The organism is Variovorax sp. PAMC26660 (assembly GCF_014302995.1).
Taxonomy (GTDB): domain Bacteria; phylum Pseudomonadota; class Gammaproteobacteria; order Burkholderiales; family Burkholderiaceae_C; genus Variovorax.
Window position 1 is genome coordinate 1,720,942 of record NZ_CP060295.1, and the last position, 15,207, is coordinate 1,736,148.

The 15,207-nt window shown below is 67.4% G+C and carries 20 protein-coding genes; 7 read left to right on the forward strand and 13 right to left on the reverse strand.

Annotated elements, in window-relative coordinates:
- The first annotated feature begins 100 nt into the window (after nt 1–100).
- Nucleotides 101–913 carry a phosphatase PAP2 family protein gene (locus H7F35_RS08240; RefSeq protein ID WP_187112427.1) on the forward strand — a complete coding sequence of 271 codons (813 nt, stop codon included), beginning with the start codon at nt 101–103 and terminating at the stop codon, nt 911–913.
- Nucleotides 914–993: 80 nt separating this feature from the next.
- Here the strand turns inward: H7F35_RS08240 and H7F35_RS08245 are convergent, their stop codons facing one another.
- Nucleotides 994–2,064: an asparaginase gene (locus tag H7F35_RS08245; protein WP_187112428.1), complete on the reverse strand. Its 1,071-nt coding sequence runs from the start codon at nt 2,062–2,064 to the stop codon at nt 994–996.
- A gap of 147 nt (nt 2,065–2,211) precedes the next feature.
- Here H7F35_RS08245 and H7F35_RS08250 point away from each other — a divergent pair, with 147 nt between their 5' ends.
- Nucleotides 2,212–2,889: a TetR family transcriptional regulator C-terminal domain-containing protein gene (locus H7F35_RS08250; protein WP_187112429.1), complete on the forward strand. Its 678-nt coding sequence runs from the start codon at nt 2,212–2,214 to the stop codon at nt 2,887–2,889.
- Nucleotides 2,890–2,923: 34 nt separating this feature from the next.
- Here the strand turns inward: H7F35_RS08250 and H7F35_RS08255 are convergent, their stop codons facing one another.
- From H7F35_RS08255 to H7F35_RS08265, 3 genes are all read right to left on the reverse strand, one after another.
- On the reverse strand, nt 2,924–3,148 hold the full coding sequence (locus H7F35_RS08255; protein WP_187112430.1) for a hypothetical protein: 225 nt from the start codon (nt 3,146–3,148) through the stop codon (nt 2,924–2,926).
- 97 nt (nt 3,149–3,245) lie between these two features.
- On the reverse strand, nt 3,246–4,013 hold the full coding sequence (locus tag H7F35_RS08260; RefSeq protein WP_187112431.1) for a YoaK family protein: 768 nt from the start codon (nt 4,011–4,013) through the stop codon (nt 3,246–3,248).
- Between the two features lie 78 nt (nt 4,014–4,091).
- A complete protein-coding gene (locus tag H7F35_RS08265) occupies nt 4,092–4,496 on the reverse strand; it encodes a response regulator (protein WP_187112432.1) in 405 nt (134 codons plus the stop codon).
- 203 nt (nt 4,497–4,699) lie between these two features.
- On the opposite strand from H7F35_RS08265, the gene H7F35_RS08270 reads away from it, so the two are divergent.
- On the forward strand, nt 4,700–5,299 hold the full coding sequence (locus tag H7F35_RS08270) for a Dps family protein (protein ID WP_187112433.1): 600 nt from the start codon (nt 4,700–4,702) through the stop codon (nt 5,297–5,299).
- Between the two features lie 30 nt (nt 5,300–5,329).
- Here the strand turns inward: H7F35_RS08270 and H7F35_RS08275 are convergent, their stop codons facing one another.
- Both H7F35_RS08275 and H7F35_RS08280 read right to left on the reverse strand, forming a co-directional pair.
- Nucleotides 5,330–5,560 (reverse strand): hypothetical protein, encoded by a 231-nt coding sequence (locus tag H7F35_RS08275; RefSeq protein ID WP_187112434.1) that lies wholly within the window; start codon nt 5,558–5,560, stop codon nt 5,330–5,332.
- Complete coding sequence (locus H7F35_RS08280) at nt 5,561–5,809, reverse strand: hypothetical protein (RefSeq protein WP_187112435.1); 249 nt, start codon at nt 5,807–5,809, stop codon at nt 5,561–5,563.
- 174 nt (nt 5,810–5,983) lie between these two features.
- Between H7F35_RS08280 and H7F35_RS08285 the strand changes: the two genes are divergently transcribed.
- Both H7F35_RS08285 and H7F35_RS08290 read left to right on the forward strand, forming a co-directional pair.
- Nucleotides 5,984–6,724: a Crp/Fnr family transcriptional regulator gene (locus tag H7F35_RS08285; RefSeq protein ID WP_187112436.1), complete on the forward strand. Its 741-nt coding sequence runs from the start codon at nt 5,984–5,986 to the stop codon at nt 6,722–6,724.
- 119 nt (nt 6,725–6,843) lie between these two features.
- Nucleotides 6,844–7,551 carry a Crp/Fnr family transcriptional regulator gene (locus H7F35_RS08290; protein ID WP_187112437.1) on the forward strand — a complete coding sequence of 236 codons (708 nt, stop codon included), beginning with the start codon at nt 6,844–6,846 and terminating at the stop codon, nt 7,549–7,551.
- Nucleotides 7,552–7,574: 23 nt separating this feature from the next.
- Here H7F35_RS08290 and H7F35_RS08295 read toward each other — a convergent pair whose 3' ends face one another.
- The 7 genes from H7F35_RS08295 to H7F35_RS08325 all read right to left on the reverse strand — a co-directional run bounded on the left by H7F35_RS08295 (nt 7,575) and on the right by H7F35_RS08325 (nt 13,018).
- Nucleotides 7,575–7,829 carry a DUF1488 family protein gene (locus tag H7F35_RS08295; RefSeq protein WP_187112438.1) on the reverse strand — a complete coding sequence of 85 codons (255 nt, stop codon included), beginning with the start codon at nt 7,827–7,829 and terminating at the stop codon, nt 7,575–7,577.
- Between the two features lie 115 nt (nt 7,830–7,944).
- Nucleotides 7,945–8,196 (reverse strand): hypothetical protein, encoded by a 252-nt coding sequence (locus H7F35_RS08300; protein WP_187112439.1) that lies wholly within the window; start codon nt 8,194–8,196, stop codon nt 7,945–7,947.
- 200 nt (nt 8,197–8,396) lie between these two features.
- The gene (locus H7F35_RS08305; RefSeq protein ID WP_187112440.1) at nt 8,397–10,511 is read right to left on the reverse strand and encodes an SdrD B-like domain-containing protein; all 2,115 of its coding nucleotides are present in this window, start codon (nt 10,509–10,511) and stop codon (nt 8,397–8,399) included.
- Nucleotides 10,508–11,335 carry a hypothetical protein gene (locus tag H7F35_RS08310; RefSeq protein ID WP_187112441.1) on the reverse strand — a complete coding sequence of 276 codons (828 nt, stop codon included), beginning with the start codon at nt 11,333–11,335 and terminating at the stop codon, nt 10,508–10,510. The genes H7F35_RS08305 and H7F35_RS08310 overlap by 4 nt, the downstream gene beginning before the upstream one ends.
- Complete coding sequence (locus tag H7F35_RS08315) at nt 11,332–11,796, reverse strand: hypothetical protein (RefSeq protein WP_187112442.1); 465 nt, start codon at nt 11,794–11,796, stop codon at nt 11,332–11,334. Before H7F35_RS08315 ends, H7F35_RS08310 begins: the two co-directional genes overlap by 4 nt.
- The gene (locus tag H7F35_RS08320; RefSeq protein ID WP_187112443.1) at nt 11,793–12,413 is read right to left on the reverse strand and encodes a hypothetical protein; all 621 of its coding nucleotides are present in this window, start codon (nt 12,411–12,413) and stop codon (nt 11,793–11,795) included. Before H7F35_RS08320 ends, H7F35_RS08315 begins: the two co-directional genes overlap by 4 nt.
- Nucleotides 12,414–12,481: 68 nt before the next feature.
- Nucleotides 12,482–13,018 (reverse strand): hypothetical protein, encoded by a 537-nt coding sequence (locus H7F35_RS08325; RefSeq protein ID WP_261803565.1) that lies wholly within the window; start codon nt 13,016–13,018, stop codon nt 12,482–12,484.
- A gap of 330 nt (nt 13,019–13,348) precedes the next feature.
- Here H7F35_RS08325 and H7F35_RS08330 point away from each other — a divergent pair, with 330 nt between their 5' ends.
- Together H7F35_RS08330 and H7F35_RS08335 are read left to right on the forward strand one after the other, a co-directional pair.
- Nucleotides 13,349–13,936, forward strand: a complete 588-nt coding sequence (locus H7F35_RS08330) for an NAD(P)H-dependent oxidoreductase (protein ID WP_187112445.1) — start codon at nt 13,349–13,351, stop codon at nt 13,934–13,936.
- Complete coding sequence (locus tag H7F35_RS08335) at nt 13,933–15,207, forward strand: amidohydrolase family protein (RefSeq protein ID WP_187112446.1); 1,275 nt, start codon at nt 13,933–13,935, stop codon at nt 15,205–15,207. Before H7F35_RS08330 ends, H7F35_RS08335 begins: the two co-directional genes overlap by 4 nt.

Genomic DNA, 15,207 nt, shown 5'->3' on the forward strand with positions numbered 1-15,207 from the left:
GCGGGCGGTCAGGAACGCCCCGCTATGCTCGACCTCCCCCTTTTGGAACCTCCCCCGTACATCGTGATTCGCCTGTCCTCGCCGTCCGCGCCCTTTGCCCATGCCCGTTGATCCCACCGCATTGACCGCCCTGGGCGAACGCATCGGCGCCCAGGCCTGGCCCGGTTTCCTGGTGTTGCTGGCCGTGCTGACCGCCGGTGCCGGCCTCGCGGCCTGGGGTTTCGAGCATCTTCGGCGCCGGCATGCGGCGCAACCCGAGCCGGGCACGTACCTGCTTTTCGGCGGACTGGCCATCGGCCTTGTCACGGTGCTCGGTCTTGCGAGGGTCTTTGCCGAGGTGGCCGAGGGCCTGGGCAACGGCCGGCCGATGGGGCTGCTGGACGAGACCATCAGCGAAGCGGTCGGCGCCCACACGCCGCTGGCCGTGCGCGAAGTGTTCCTGCGGCTCACCCATCTGGGCGACCCGTGGTTCATGGGGTCGATCTGCGTGCTGGTGGCTGTCTTGCTGTGGCTGCGCGGGCATCGCGGCTTTGCCGTCGGATGGCTGGCGGCCAGCGTCGGCAACGCGGGGCTGAACCATGTGCTCAAGCACATCTTCGAGCGCGCGCGGCCGATTCATGAGAACGGCTTCGCGCTGGTATCAGGCTTCAGCTTTCCGAGCGGCCACAGCTCCGGCTCGATGGTGCTCTACGGCATGCTGGGCTACCTGGGGCTGCGCATGCTGCCGCCGCGCTGGCGCGTGCCGTCGGTGATGGCGGCAACGGCCGTGGTCATCACCGTGGCCTGCAGCCGCATCTTCGTGCGGGCGCACTTTCCGACCGACGTGCTCGCGGGGCTGTGCTCGGGCGGGGCGTGGCTGGCGATCTGCATCGCGAGCATCGAGTACGCGCGGCACCATCGCCGAACGCGGTAGCCAGGCCTTCGCCCAGCAAAAAGGCCGCGAAGGCTGATGCCCCCGCGGCCCGGTTCTGGTCACTGAAATCGCTCGACGGATCAGTATTCCCAGAAGATCCGCTGCAGTTCCTTGGTGTTGTTGGTCTTGGTCAGCGCGACCATTGCCAGGATGCGCGCCTTCTGCGGACGCAGGTCGTGCGCCACCACCCAGTCGTACTTGTCGTCGGGCTGCTCGGCATTGCGGATCACGAAGCCGTCAGGCACGCGCGAGCTGCGAATGACGATCACGCCATCGGCGCGCGCCTTCTGCAGGTTCGGCACGATGCGATCGGCCACCGAGCCGTTGCCCGTGCCGCCGTGGATCAGCGCCTTGGCACCGCTCTTGGCGATGGCGTCGATGGCGATGGACGACACGCCCTCGTAGCCCATGGCGATCTCGACCGGCGGCAGCGCATTGATGCTGTCGATGTCGAACTCCGAGTTCATGGTGTGGCGCTTGACCGGCGCGCGGAACCAGTAGTTCTTGCCCTCGACGATCATGCCCAGCGCGCCCCATTGGCTGGAGAAGGCGTTGGTCTTGATGTTGACGTTCTTGCTCACGTCGCGGCCGCTGTCGATGTTGTCGTTCATCGTCACCAGCACGCCCTTGCCCATCGCGTCCTTGCTGCCCGCCACGTTCACGGCGTCATATAGGTTGAGCGCGCCGTCGGCCGACAGCGCGGTGCCCGGACGCATCGAGCCGACCACCACGATCGGCTTGTTGGTGTGCACAGTCAGCGTCAGGAAGTAGGCGGTTTCTTCCAGCGTGTCGGTGCCGTGGGTGATGACGATGCCGTCCACATCGGCCTGCTTGGACAGCGCCGAGACGCGCTTGGCCAGCGTCAGCAGGTTGTCGTTGGTGAGGCTTTCGGATGCGACCTGGAACACCTGCTCGCCGCGCACGTTGGCGACCTTGGAAAGCTCCGGCAGGCCGGCGATCAGCTTCTCGACACCGACCTTGGCGGCCGCGTAGGTGGCGCTGTTGACGGCCGAAGCGCCGGCGCCGGCGATGGTGCCGCCGGTGGCAAGAATCACCACATTGGGCAGGGCCTGCTGGGCCTGCGCCAGGGCGCTGGCCGCGAGCAATGCGGTACCGGCCGCGAAGGCACGGAAACGGGGAGAGAGGTACATGAAAGGCTCCTTGGTTTGAGGAAATTTTTCGAGGCGGCGAGGAAGATACATGAACCGTGCCCGCATGCACGGCATCGCCATGCGGGCACGACATGCGGTCATGCGCCAGGGATTACCATCGACCGGGCGCCCCCGCCGCCCACCGCCATGAACGCCGATCCCGCCGCCCTCACCCCCTCGACAGCCCAGGAAATGCCCGCCCCCGACGGTCCGCTGTCGCGTGCACGCCCGGGCCGCGAACGCATCATGACCGCGATCCGCACCGCGGCGGTGACCGAGTTCAGCCTGCATGGCCTGAAGGGCACGTCGACGCAGGCCATCGCGGCGCGCGCCGGGCTCACCAAGCCCCAGCTGCACTACTACATCGCGGGCAAGGAAGAGCTGTACGAAGAACTGCTGATGCAGGTGCTGCACGCCTGGAAGGTGGTGTTCTCGTTCGAGGACGCCAGCGACCCGGCCACGGTGCTCGCCGACTACATCCGCAAGAAGCTGGACCACGCCTTCGACAACCCCGAGATCTCGCGCATCTTCACGCGCGAGGTGCTCGACGGCGGCCGCAACCTCGAGCGCTACTGGCCCAACGCACGGGCCTGGACGCAGAAGAAAGTGGACGTCATCAACGGCTGGATCGCACGCGGCCTGATGCGTCCGCTCGACGCGCGCATCCTGCTGATGCACATCTGGGCCATGACCCAGAGCTATGCCGACTACGCGATACAGACGCGCGTGATGCTCGGCCTGCCGCCCGACGCACCGATCGAGCGCGAACCCATCGCGCGCGAGCTGGTGGCGTTTGTGCTGGGCGGCTGCGGCATCAAGGCTTAGGAGGCTTGCCCCAGTCCCTGGCGAGCAGCGCCATTCAGGGCAAGGGCGGCTCTTGCGGCAACCCGCCGGCGAACCATCTGAAGATGTTCCGTCTGTTGCTGCCACCGCCATTTCTCACGAAGAGATATCCGAACTGGGCATTGCCCAGCGCATCGACAGGGATGCCGGCGATGCGCAATGCGGCGATCTCCTCGTCCGAACCGATGTCGGACGGCAGGCTGATGGTGACGGTCGCGGTGTGCATGGAGAGCTTGGGCATGGTGCTTGAAGTTCCGCCGCTTCCAGGGGAAGCCAGTCTGCGCAACCTTATCGAGATCGGGGAAAACCCGATGTGCGCCAGCGAACAGACAAGCGCGTCAGCCTCTGGGCTGCCGCCGCAACAGAAGGCCTGAGCGCGGCATGTCGCGCATGAACGGCGGAATCGACAACGCCAGCAGCAGCGCGGCGAGCGGGATCACGCAGACAAACCCGATGTACTTGAAGCCCAGCGCCCCCACTGCGCCGCCGAGCACGAACATGCCGATCAGCCCGGCCGCCCGTTGCATGCGGCTGTGATCGTGGCGAACCGCCGAGTCTGCGGTGGCGGCCCGCCCGTTCCAATAAAGCATCTTGCCCAGCTCAATGCCCAGGTCGGTGATGTTGCCGGTCATGTGGGTGGTGCGGATGCTGCCGCCCGAGGTTTTCGAGGCGACCGCGTTCTGCAGGCCCATGATGAAGGAGAGCAGCAGCACGGTGAGCGGCACCGCGAACGGCGTGGCCCAGGTCAGCGTCACGGCGCCCATGAGGCCAAAGGGGAACATCAGCGCGGCTTCCAGCAGCAGCGGCAATGCATAGACGCTGTGCAGATGATGCTGGCGGCCCCAGTTCACCAGGACCGCGCAGACCGCGGCGCCCGAGAGAAACGCCAGCACGGCGCCGAGCGCATTGAGCAGCAGCTTCGTGTTGCCCAGCACCAGCCCGTCGGCGAGCTGCGACGCGAAGCCGGTCATGTGCGAGGTGTACATGTGAAGCACCAGGAACCCGCCCGCATTGACCGCGCCGGCATTGAAGGCCAGCAGCAACCCCAGCGCCCTGTTGGTGGAGGGCGCGCGATGGCGGCTGGTGAGAAAGCGCAATCTGCGCATGGATGAGGCCTGGATTCCTTGGGGGGTGCGCCAGGACATTTCAGCACGTTTGCCTGGCGGGCGCGTGGCCCCTTCGCGTCAGGGCTGTGCGTCCTCCTCTTGCGCAAGATGGCGCGTCTGCTCGACGCAGTAGGCAAACAGGTCGTCGAGTTCGGTGGATTTGTCGAAGACCGCGTCGGCGCCCAGCTCGGCGGCACGCTGCCGGATCTCGCGGGTGGCGTAGTTGGTCAGCACGACGACCTTCTGGTAAGGCTCCCTGCGGCGGCATCCCGCCAGCACGCCCAGGCCGCTGCCGCCCTTGAGGAAAAGATCGACGATGGCAAGGTGCCAGGTGCCGTCGTGCATCGACAGCCACTGGCTGGTCTCGGCCTGGGTGGCGGAGTGCGCGACCACGCGCACGTCGGCGATTTCGCGCAGCGTCTCGATCAGGTTGTCGCGGATGGTCTCGTTGTCTTCGGCCAGGTAGGTGATGAGTGTGGTCATGGTCGTGCTCCGGGTTGCTGCCTCTCCACACCAACACCCGGGCGCCGGGGACGCTGCGATCCACGGGCGCGACCCTGGGTAGGACAAGCGTTCGGCACCGCGACAACTGGCCGTCTCGCCTACGTGCGACGCGATGTGCGGGTGCTAGAAATTGAACGCCTCATTCTTTCTCCATCCCTTTTCCTCAACCCAGGAGCACACACATGGCCAGCAAATCCAAAGTACCCGGCGCGCCGAGTCCGTCGAAGCGGGAAGTCGAGCCCGACCTGCATCAGCAAAGCCACGAGACCCAGCGCTATGGCGAGATCGTCAAGCTGCCGAACGGGCTGTCGGAAAAGGTCTGCAAGCAAAGCGTGGCGCTGCTGAACCAGTGCCTGGCCGACACCATCACCCTGCGCGACATGTACAAGAAGCACCACTGGCAGGTGGTGGGACCGACCTTCAACCAGTTGCACCTGATGTACGACCAGCACTACGAAGGGCAGGTGCTGCTGGTCGACATCGTGGCCGAGCGCATCCAGCTGCTGGGCGGCATTGCGCTGGCCATGGCCGCCGACATTGCCGAGACCACGAAGATCGCACGGCCGCCGCGCGGGCGTGAACCGGCTGCGGTGCAACTGCGGCGGCTTGCGCAGGCGCACGAGCAGATCATCATTGCCGCGCGCGAGGCGGCCGATCAGGTCGACAAGTCAGGGGACCCCGGCAGCAACGACGTGTTCGTGAGCAATGTGCTGCGCACCAACGAGCTTCAGGTGTGGTTTCTCACCGAGCACCTGGTTGCGGCTTCGCCGGTGGTTGCCTGACGCCGGCGCGTTTGCAGGCGCGGGCGGTGGTCAGCCGCCGCCGCTGTGCTGCTTCGCGACGGAATGGCCCTTGGCCGTGACGCGCATCACCGTGGCCTGCCCCGAATAGACGATGCTTCCACGCTGATGCAGGACGGGCGGCAGTTCGGCCTCGATCAGCTGTGCGCTGCGAAGTACGTCGCACTTGTAGATGTCGGTCTGGTCGTCGAGCTGCAGCGGGAGCTTCGCGCAGCACAACTTGCCGAGCAGTTCCATGGGCATTCAGGCTCCTTCGGCCACGGCGATCACCGTCGCGGCGAACAGGGGGGCGGGGTGCCGCGGCGCGATTGCCTGGCTGTCGATGTCGGCGCACAGGGTGGCGTCGAGCACGGGTCGCTTGCCGCTACGCAGCCGCGTTTCCGCGACCCAGACCACCGCGCCATGCAGGATTTTGGGCAGCGTGCGCCCGTGCAGATAGGCGCGAACCAATGCATCGGCAGCGAACTCCGAGGGACTCATCAAGGGGGTCATGGTATTTCTCCGCCCAATGAAGGGCTGAAATTCCACGCTACCGCGAAAGCGATCCTGCCTCCGTTCGGTGGCGCACGCTGGCGTCTTGAAAATAGAGAGGTCCATTTGTGCGTCACCGCACAGACGACAAGGCATCGGCTGCAAAATGATCTGCAATTTGGACTCTTCTCCCCTATGGCATCGTCCCCCCTTTCGTCTTCCTCGCGCGCAGCCGCAGCGCGCAACAGCCTCCTGGAGGTGATGCCGCCGGAGGTGATGGACGGCATGCGGCCGCTGCTGGAGCTGGTACCGCTGCAGTTGGGCGAGGTGCTCTACGAATCGGGCGTGGTCCAGCAGCATGTGTACTTCCCCACCGACTGCATCGTCTCGCTGCTCTATGTGCTGGAGAACGGGCAATCGGCCGAGATCGCCGTGGTGGGCTTCGAGGGCATGGTCGGCGTGTCGCTGCTGATGGGCGGAGGCAGCACCCCCAACCGTGCGGTGGTGCAGAGCGCGGGCCACGCGTACCGCCTGAGCGCGAGCCACATCAAGGCGCTGACGGACAAGGGCGGGCCGCTGCTGCACCTGCTGCTGCGCTACACGCAATCGCTCATCACGCAGATGTCGCAGACGGCGGTGTGCAACCGGCACCATTCGCTGGAGCAGCAGTTGTGCCGCTGGCTGCTGCTGAGCCTGGACAGGCTGCCCGGCAACGAGCTGGTGATGACGCAGGAACTCATCGCCAACATGCTCGGCGTGCGGCGCGAAGGCGTGACGGAGGCCGCAGGCAAGCTGCAGCGCCTGAACCTCATCAAGTACTCGCGCGGCCACATCACGGTGCTGGACCGCCCGGGCCTGGAGCGGCAGGTCTGCGAGTGCTACGAAGTCGTGAAGCGCGAGACCGACCGGCTGCTGCCGCACCTGCTGGCGACCTGATCGCGCGGCGGCCTGCCGCTCTCGGTACGCCGCCGCACAGACACGCGCAACCCCCTCGGCAACAATGCGCCGCCCGCGCACTTTCGCGCGGGCGTGCTTTCTTCCCAACAGGCGGATCCGTGACCACCGAGCCGACCGCCCCCGTTCTGAACCGCCTGCTGGAGGCGTTGCCGATCCTGGACAGGGCCCGCCTGCTCGACCGCTGCGAGAGCGTGTCGCTGGTGGCGGCGCAGGTTCTCTACGAGCCGGGCGACGCGATCCGGCACATCCACTTTCCCACCAGCGCCTTTGTGTCGCTGGTGTCCACCGCTGACGGCCACGACGGCCTGCAGACCGGCATGGTGGGCAACGAAGGGGCCTTGGGCTATGAGCTTTCCCTGGACGTGCAAAGCGCGCCGCTGCGAACCCTGGTGCAAGGCGCGGGCCTGGCCTGGCGCCTGACCGCGCAATCCTTCGAGCAGGAGCTGTTGCAGAGTTCGACGCTCAAGCGCGTTCTGAATCGCTATGTTTGCGTGCTGTTGATGGAGTTCGGCCGCTCGGGACTGTGCAACCAGTTCCACCAGATTGAAGAACGGCTGGCGCGCTGGCTGCTGACCACGCAGGACTGCGCACATTCGCCGCATCTGGCGCTGACCCATGAAGTGCTGGGCCGCATGCTGGGCGTGCGCCGGGTCGGCATCACCAATGCCGCAACGGCGCTTCACACGCGCCAGTTGATCGACTACCGCCGCGGCGTCATCACCATCACGGACCGTGCGGGGCTGGAAAACGCCGCCTGCGACTGCTACCGGGCCAATCGCAGGAGCTATGCGGACCTGATCGCCTGATCCGGTGCCGACCGGCCTGGCCTTCAGGTCACGGGCTGCAGGTCGTTCTCGCGCAGCATCACGGGCTCCATCGAACCCTTGGCAATGCGCCGGCGGACGGCGGCATCGAGTTCATCGGCATGCTGGGCATAGGTTTCCATCGGGTCGGCGCTTTCTCCGGTGCGAAAGTGATAGCGCAGGGCTTCCCTGCCGATGCTGGCGTTCACCGGGTTGCCCTCCACCGTCACCGAGAAGCGGACCGTGCCCGAGGCGTCGTGGAAGAAGGGAGCGTCGGACATCGGGGCCTTTGGAGTGATGAAACGCGGAAAACCGCGTTGGACACTCTAGCCCTGCGGGCCGGCGAGTTCTGTTCGGTTGCGCACTTAGCCCCGGTCAGGGCCTGCGCGATCGCGTCTACAGCCCGTGGATCATCCACACGTTGTCCGGCGAAGCGCGCAAGTGCAGCGTCGTCTCGCCGATCCGGTCGAACCGGTATTCGCGCCCAGCAAGAATGATCGACTTCATGTTGGTCCACACGCGGTAGTCGTAGCCCTCGCCGGCCGGCGTGATCTGCAGCACGCGGAACACGGGCGGCACGATCACGGTGATGCGCAGCTGGCTCGTTGCGGAGTTGACGCCGTGCATCGACTCGGCGACGCACAGCATCGGCGCAAGGCACAGCGCAGTCACAACGCCCCGAAGGCCGCGACGGTGTGCGCCGCGACCCGGTTGAAGCCAGCTTCCCGTCATAAGGCCCGATCCGTAAGAACATGAGGTTCGGGCGCGGCAACGGCGCCCGACCTCCGGATATCGGCAGCAAAGACGAAAAGTGTAGGGCGCGGGGCGCCGGGCGCCAAACGCCCGCTTCAGCGGTCCTTCTGGATCGCGAAGTCGGCCAGGGCGGTCCCGCGCACGCGGATGTCGACGCGCTGCGTGGGAGAGCCGGCGCTGCTCCACGGCAGCGGCAGGTTGTCCTGGACCAGCTCGACCTCGTGGCTGCCGCCGGCCACCGACGGGAAGCTGTAGAAGCCCTGGGCGTCGGTCTGGGTGACGTAGCGGCGGTCGATGCGCACCGTGACGCCGGCGACGCCGCCCTCGTTCGCTTCGCGCCGGCCGTTGTTGTTCTGGTCGAAGAACACATGGCCTTCGAGCCGGCCATCACCCACGCCCGGTGCACCGCCGATGGGGGCGCTGGCCGAGCCGGCCCGGCCTTCGTAGCGCAGCACCAGCATGAAGGAACGGGTGGAAGGCACGATCAGCGTCGGCTGCAGCGTGGCGGTGGTGAGGGCCGACACCACGGTGGGGTCGAGCGCCTCCTGCCCGCGCGAGGCGGTGACTTGGGTGATGAACGACCAGCCGCTGCCCAGCGGCCACGCGAGCCGTGCATTGGCACTGAGAAAGCGCGAACTGTTGCCGCCGATGCCGTTGCTGCCGCGCAGGCTCAGGTCGAGCCGGGCGCCCGCCACGAACGGCGTCGTGCCGAGCACGCCCCAGTACACGGTGCGCAGGCTCGCGCCCGAACGGCTCGATTGCTCGATGGCCAGCGAAGTCGAGAGCGTCTGCGCTTCGCCGACGCGCCAGGCGTGGTCGACACCGGTGCGCAGCACGCGCAGGTCGACGCCGTGGGCCGCGTCGGTGCGCCACTGGGTGTAGCCCCAGTCGGACTGGTGCTCCCACGTCACCTGGGCCGACTGCGCGGCATAGCTGCCGCTGCGCACGGCCAGGTTGCCCGAGACCGCGTCGCGCGAATCGAAGCGGTAGCGGCCGAACGCGTTGGCATAGAGCGAGCGCTGCGGGGCGCCGCTCACGCTGTCGCTCAGCTCGACGTTGCCGCCCAGTTGCCACTGGCGGGTGGAGATGTCGCCGCGCCACGAGGCGCCGCGCAGGTTGTTGGGCAGCGTGTCCGAGCCCCAGCGCAGCGAGGGCTGGAAATAGAACACCGAGGCGTTCTGCTGCAGCCAGTCGGTGCGCCATGCCGCGTCGAGCCAGCCGCCGGTGGCCGAGTCGGAGGCGGCCTGCGAGGTCGCGTCCGATGGCCGCCCCGCGCTGTGCACGAGGTTGGCCTGCACGCGCATGCCACCGACACGGTCGCCGACGCCACCTGTGCCGCTGCCGAGCGCGTCAGCCCAGGGTGCGAGCCCCTGCCACGAGACGGCGCCCCACAGCGTGCGGGTGTCGCGCGCGTAGCCGGTCACGCCGTTGGTGTTGACGTTGCGCGCTTCGACGAACTGCACGGCGGCATCGGTGCGACCCAGCGCCAGCGGGCCGTCGCCGCCGGCCATCTGCGTCTGCGCACCCACGCTGGCGGCCGTGCCGCGGCCGGTCGAGAAACCCTCGAAGGCCAGCCCGTTGAAGTAGCCGAGCCGGCCGGCCGAGGCATTGAGCTGCGTGCGGCCCGGCTGCTCGACGCTCACGGCGGCGCCTTCGATCGGCAGGCTGGGCAGGAACACCCGGCCAACGCCCCGCGCGAGCGGCGTGTTGACCATGTTGATGTTGCCGATGGCACTGTTGCCGAACCAGCCGCCGTCGAAGGGCATCGCGCGCTGGTCGATGCGCCAGGTGCTGTTGTTGCTCGCGCTGAAGGGCACGACGCTGTAGGGCGAGCCGCTGCTGCCGAACACACCGTAGCCGTACACCGGCGCGGGGTTGCGGTTCAGGTTGAGGTTGGCGGAGAAGGCGCCGTAGTTGGGCGTGTCGAGAAAGCCCGAGAAATTCAGTGTCTGGCTCTGCGTCTTGACGGTGCCGCTGCGCTGCTGGGTGGACTGCAGCTCGGTGCTCCAGCCGCGCGGCCAGCCGGTGCTGGGCTCCTCGATCTGCGGGGCTTCGGGCACCACCGGGCCCTCCTCGAGCACGCGGTCCACGTACGCAGTGGCTGGCGGGGCGCCTGCCGATACCGGCGCCTGGGCCCACGCGCCGGCGCCGGCCAAGGCCGTGCCTGCGCTGCAGAGTCCGAGCGCGGTTCGCAGGGCCCGTTTCTTCATTGAGCGAAGCGTTCGTTGACTTTGAAGGAGCCGCTCTTGCCCCATTCGAGCGAGCCGGTCACCGTGACCGGAAAACGCACCGCGACGGCCGCATCCGTGTCGCCGGGCCGGGTTGCCGTGAGCGCGATGTCGCGCGTCTCGCCCGGCATGATCGGCGTGGTGGCGGGCTGGAATTCGAGCCGCGCGCCGCTGGCGTCGGTGCCGTTCAGGAAGCCCGCGAGCCGGCCGTGCGCCGTGCCGGTGTTGCGGATGCGCAGCACCGGCTGGTTCTGGCCGTTCACGGCCTTCACGGCACTGCCGGCGATATCGAGCGCGGGCTGGACATCGCCGATCGCCACATAGGCAATGACGCCGATGCGCGCGGCCATCGCCACCGGGGTGCCGGGCGCGGTGGCGTGTTCCTTGCCCTCGATCAGCACCGCGAAGCGGCACTCCATCGGCGGTGTGTCGGGCGGCGGCGTCACCTCGAAGCGGTAGCGGTAGGGCTTGCCGGCGGCAATGCTGAGTTCGCGGCGCTCGATGGCCACCCAGGGCCGGCAGCTCCCCGGCACCAGCTCGTCGCTGAAGTCGACCGAGCCATCGGGCTTGAGCGTCCAGTCGGAGGTCTTGAAGGTGTACTCGCCCTGGCGCGCGTCCGAGTGGGTGAGCTCGATCACGTCGCGCACGCGCTCGCCGGGCTTGCCGGTCAGCTCCAGCCGCGGGGGTGAGACGGCCAGTGCGAACTGGGCCTGTGCACTGGTGCCCATGAGGGCAGCCAACGCGGGGATTGCCACCAGCGCCAGTGCACGCAGCAGGCGGGAAGAAAGTCCGATCGCGCGCGTCATGGCGTCATCTCGATCTCGAAGTTGAATTGCAGCGACTGGGCGCGCTCGAGGGCGCGGCCGTCGGCCGTGAGGTTCAGCAGGATGGTTTCCTGCAGGAAGGGTTCGCGCACCACGCCCTCGTAGACCAGCACGCGGTCGCCGCCGCGCATGGCGCCCGGCAGCAGCCGGCCCTGGGTGCGCCAGGTGGCGACCAAGCGTTCGTTCTCGGTCGGGGCCAGCAGCATGTAGATGCGGGCCTGGCGCATCACCCATTGCGACAGGTTCAGGCGCAGCGCCACGGAGACCTGCCCGTCGACGGTGTTGTCCGCGATGCGGCCGGGCACGGGCTGGCGCCAGCGCATCGGCGTGACCGGCTGGCCGACCACGGTGCCGGTGTCGTCCACGCGATAGGTGGCAGCGCCCGCCTGCGCGGCGAGCAGGGCCAGCAAGGCAGCGGCGAGCGCGCGGCATGCGTTCGTCATGGCGCCGTCAGCGTGTAGGTGGCCGTGCCGGTGAAGGTGCCGGACGGCATGATCCCCGGATTGCTATAGGTGAACAGCAGGCAGCTTTCCGACCAGGTGTTCTTGGCCACCGTGGCCAGCGTGAGCAAGGTGCTGCTGAACGAGCCGGACGGGATCTCCGAGTTGTACGGAGCGGTGCCGGGGCTGGTCCACGCGATGGTGCTGAACGGAATGGTGGCGCTGCCGCTGGACAGGGTGGCCGGCGTGCTCACGGTGAGCGTGGCGCCGCTGTTGGACGAGCCGGTGGTGCGGAAAAAGCTGCCGATGTAGACCTTCCCCGCGGGGGTGCAGTAGGCCGCGCCGTCGATCGGGCTGTTGATGACGGTGCTGTCGGTGTTCATCGTCTGCGCCGCACCGGTGAACAGCGCGGCCACGGGCACGGTCACGGTCACGTTGTTTCGTGTCGCGTTGTTGCCGGCGGTGTTGACGTTGCCGGTCGTCATGTTGCCGACGCCGACCTGCAAGTACAGCGAGCGCGACGCGGAGCTGATGGCCACTGTGTAAGCGTGCGCAGGCACCAGCGCGCAGAGAGCGGCCGCGAAGCAGAGATGTTCGAGCGAAGGACGACGCAATTTCAAGGGGCTTCTCCCGCGGCGGAAAAAAAGGCGGCGCCAGGCCGCCTTCTTCCCGTGGCGATGACGCAGGGTCAGGGCGAGGTGAGCGTGTAGGTCACGACACCGTTGTTGGCCACCGTGGCACCGTACGTACCGGGCGCGTAGACGCCGGTGTTGTCGTACGCGAAGGTCCACTTGCTTTCCTGGCGCACCACCGTGTTCACGGCCGTGAAGCCCGTGGCGGTCGGGCCCGCGCCGGTCGTGGTGCTGAAGGCCGGGTGGGCGATGGCCGCGTTGGTGAAGCCCGTCGTGCCCGTGGTGAGCGGCGCTGCCGTCACGGTGATGGCGCTCCAGGGAATGGTGTTGGTGCCGTTGCTCAACTGGCCGGTCACGCCGGAGTTGAGCGACAGGTTGCCGGCATTGCCGAGCACGCGGACCGTGACCGCGCCACCGGTCAGGTCACCGCCCGTGCCGGCGATGGTGCCGCCCGCGCCGACCGATGCACCCGGCACCGTGAAGGCCAGGGCGTCGACCGTGCCCACGGTGGTGAAGTTGGTACCAGTACCGACCTGCAGGTACATCACGCGCGGAATCGTCACCGTGAAGTTGAGGCGGGCGGTGGCGCTCAACTGTCCCGAGGCTGCACTCGTGAAATTGGACTCTGCTTGCGCAGCGAAAGGGAGGGCGCCTGCGATGGCTGCAATCAAAAGTAGTTTTTTCAAGAGGAACTCTCGGTGTATCGACTGAGTTGACGGGCAAAAGTAATTCCAAAGTGCTCATACCTTGGAAATGTTAATTTTAGTCAACAGTCGTCAAAAACGTACTCTTATGTAACCAATTAGCCCCCCTAAATGCATGCATGTTGCGCTTGCACGACTGCAATCCAATCCGGTGCATCGGGACTGGCACGTCACTTGCATAACCTGACCACTTGCTCTGATTAAGCGGTCAAACACACCATGCGCGTGCTCGTCGTCTACTGCCACCCGGTCGAAACCAGCTTCCATGCCGCCCTGCACCAAGAGGTGCTGAAGAACCTGCGCGCCGCGGGGCACGAGGTGGACGACTGCGACCTTTACGCCGAAGGCTTCAACCCGGTGCTGTCGCGCGAGGAGCGGCTCGGCTACCACGAGGTGCCGGCCAACCAGTTGCCGCTGAAGCCTTATGTAGAGCGGCTGCAGTGGGCCGAAGGCATCGTGTTCTGCTTTCCGACGTGGTGCTTCGGGTTGCCGGCGATGCTCAAGGGCTACTTCGACCGGCTCTTCATGCCGGGCGTGGCCTTCGACATCAGCGACCCGGCCAATGTGAAGCCGATGCTCACGCACATCCAACGCATCAGCGCGGTGGTCACCTATGGCCGGCCGCGCTGGATGGCCTGGTACATGGGCGATCCGCCGCGCAAGATCGTCACGCGCTACATGAAGCGGCTCACCGGCCAGCGCGCCAGGGTGGACTACCACGCCCACTACCACATGAACGTGGCGACCGAGCCCCAGCTCAAGCGCTTCATGGCGCGTGTAGGCCAGGCCATGGCGCGCTTCGCATGAGCGCCCCTGCCCTGCTCGACAACGCGCGCCTGCCGCGCTGGCTGCTGCCGACCGACTGGCCACAGCACGACGGCGTGCCGGTGCTGGCGCGCATCGCTGTGGAAGCCGGTCGCGTGACATCGGTACGCCCCGCATCCGATCAAGCCGAACGCCCGCTCGCTGGTTGGGACCTGGCCGGCACGCTGGTACTGCCCGGCTTCGTCGACGCCCACACGCACCTCGACAAGGCCTTCACGCTGCCGCGCATGAAGCAGGTGCAGCCCGGCCTGCTCGGCGCCATCGACGCGATGCTGGCCGACCGCGTGCACTGGAGCCCCGCCGACGTGCACGCGCGCGCCTCGCGCGGCCTGCAGTGGGCCTGGGAATGCGGCACCACGCACGTGCGCACGCACGTCGACTGGTGGGAGCCCGATGCGGTGCCGCTGGCCTGGCCGGTGATGGCCGAGCTGGCGCAGGAATGGGCCGGCAAGGTGAAGCTGGAGCAGGTCAGCCTGATCAAGCTGCCGCTGTTCGAGGACGCGGCACAGGCGATGCGCCTTGCGAAGCAGGTGAAGGCCACGGGCCCGCATGCGCTGCTCGGCGGCTTCGTGCACTCGACCAACTGGAGCGAGAACGCACTGCGCAACCTGCTGCTGTCGGCGCAGGCTTGCGACCTCGACATCGACCTGCACGTCGACGAAGAACTGAACGCTTCAGCAGTGGGCCTGCAGACCACGGCCCGCATCCTGCGCGAGATCGGCTACGAAGGCCGCGTGGTCTGCGGCCACATCTGCGCGCTCGCGGCCCAGCCCGAAGCGCAGGCCTTCGCCACGCTCGATGCGGTGGCGCGCGCGCCGATCACCGTGGTGTCGCTGCCAGCCACCAACCTGCTGCTGCAGGACGCGGTGACGGGCCGCACGCCACGCATGCGCGGCATCACGCTCGTGAAGGAAATACGTGAGCGCGGCATTCCGCTGCTGTTCGCGAGCGACAACGTGCAAGACCCGTTCTGTCGCCTCGGCAGCTTCGATCCGGTCGAGGCACTGAGCACGGCCGCGCTGGTGGCGCAGCTCGACGACCCCTTCGACAACTGGTCGCAGGCGCTGTGCCGCAGCGACTGGCTGCAACGCGCGCCGGCCACCGCTACATCCACGCTGATCGGCGCCAAGGCCGATCTCGTGCTGTTCACGCAGGCCGACCGCCACGGCTGGCCCTCGCGCACCGCCAGCCGCGTGGTGCTGCGCGACGGCCGCGTGACGCACGGCGACGCGACGCCTTTCTTCCCCCAGTAA

Excerpts from the sequence above, each read along its gene's own strand:
- H7F35_RS08275 (WP_187112434.1), bottom strand. The coding sequence starts at position 5,560 with ATGCCCATGGAACTGCTCGGCAAGTTGTGCTGCGCGAAGCTCCCGCTG.
- H7F35_RS08260 (WP_187112431.1), bottom strand. The coding sequence starts at position 4,013 with ATGCGCAGATTGCGCTTTCTCACCAGCCGCCATCGCGCGCCCTCCACC.
- H7F35_RS08285 (WP_187112436.1), top strand. The coding sequence starts at position 5,984 with ATGGCATCGTCCCCCCTTTCGTCTTCCTCGCGCGCAGCCGCAGCGCGC.
- H7F35_RS08255 (WP_187112430.1), bottom strand. The coding sequence starts at position 3,148 with ATGCCCAAGCTCTCCATGCACACCGCGACCGTCACCATCAGCCTGCCG.
- H7F35_RS08265 (WP_187112432.1), bottom strand. The coding sequence starts at position 4,496 with ATGACCACACTCATCACCTACCTGGCCGAAGACAACGAGACCATCCGC.
- H7F35_RS08240 (WP_187112427.1), top strand. The coding sequence starts at position 101 with ATGCCCGTTGATCCCACCGCATTGACCGCCCTGGGCGAACGCATCGGC.
- H7F35_RS08295 (WP_187112438.1), bottom strand. The coding sequence starts at position 7,829 with ATGTCCGACGCTCCCTTCTTCCACGACGCCTCGGGCACGGTCCGCTTC.
- H7F35_RS08270 (WP_187112433.1), top strand. The coding sequence starts at position 4,700 with ATGGCCAGCAAATCCAAAGTACCCGGCGCGCCGAGTCCGTCGAAGCGG.
- H7F35_RS08250 (WP_187112429.1), top strand. The coding sequence starts at position 2,212 with ATGAACGCCGATCCCGCCGCCCTCACCCCCTCGACAGCCCAGGAAATG.
- H7F35_RS08305 (WP_187112440.1), bottom strand. The coding sequence starts at position 10,511 with ATGAAGAAACGGGCCCTGCGAACCGCGCTCGGACTCTGCAGCGCAGGC.
- H7F35_RS08300 (WP_187112439.1), bottom strand. The coding sequence starts at position 8,196 with ATGCTGTGCGTCGCCGAGTCGATGCACGGCGTCAACTCCGCAACGAGC.
- H7F35_RS08280 (WP_187112435.1), bottom strand. The coding sequence starts at position 5,809 with ATGACCCCCTTGATGAGTCCCTCGGAGTTCGCTGCCGATGCATTGGTT.
- H7F35_RS08330 (WP_187112445.1), top strand. The coding sequence starts at position 13,349 with ATGCGCGTGCTCGTCGTCTACTGCCACCCGGTCGAAACCAGCTTCCAT.
- H7F35_RS08315 (WP_187112442.1), bottom strand. The coding sequence starts at position 11,796 with ATGACGAACGCATGCCGCGCGCTCGCCGCTGCCTTGCTGGCCCTGCTC.
- H7F35_RS08310 (WP_187112441.1), bottom strand. The coding sequence starts at position 11,335 with ATGACGCGCGCGATCGGACTTTCTTCCCGCCTGCTGCGTGCACTGGCG.
- H7F35_RS08245 (WP_187112428.1), bottom strand. The coding sequence starts at position 2,064 with ATGTACCTCTCTCCCCGTTTCCGTGCCTTCGCGGCCGGTACCGCATTG.
- H7F35_RS08335 (WP_187112446.1), top strand. The coding sequence starts at position 13,933 with ATGAGCGCCCCTGCCCTGCTCGACAACGCGCGCCTGCCGCGCTGGCTG.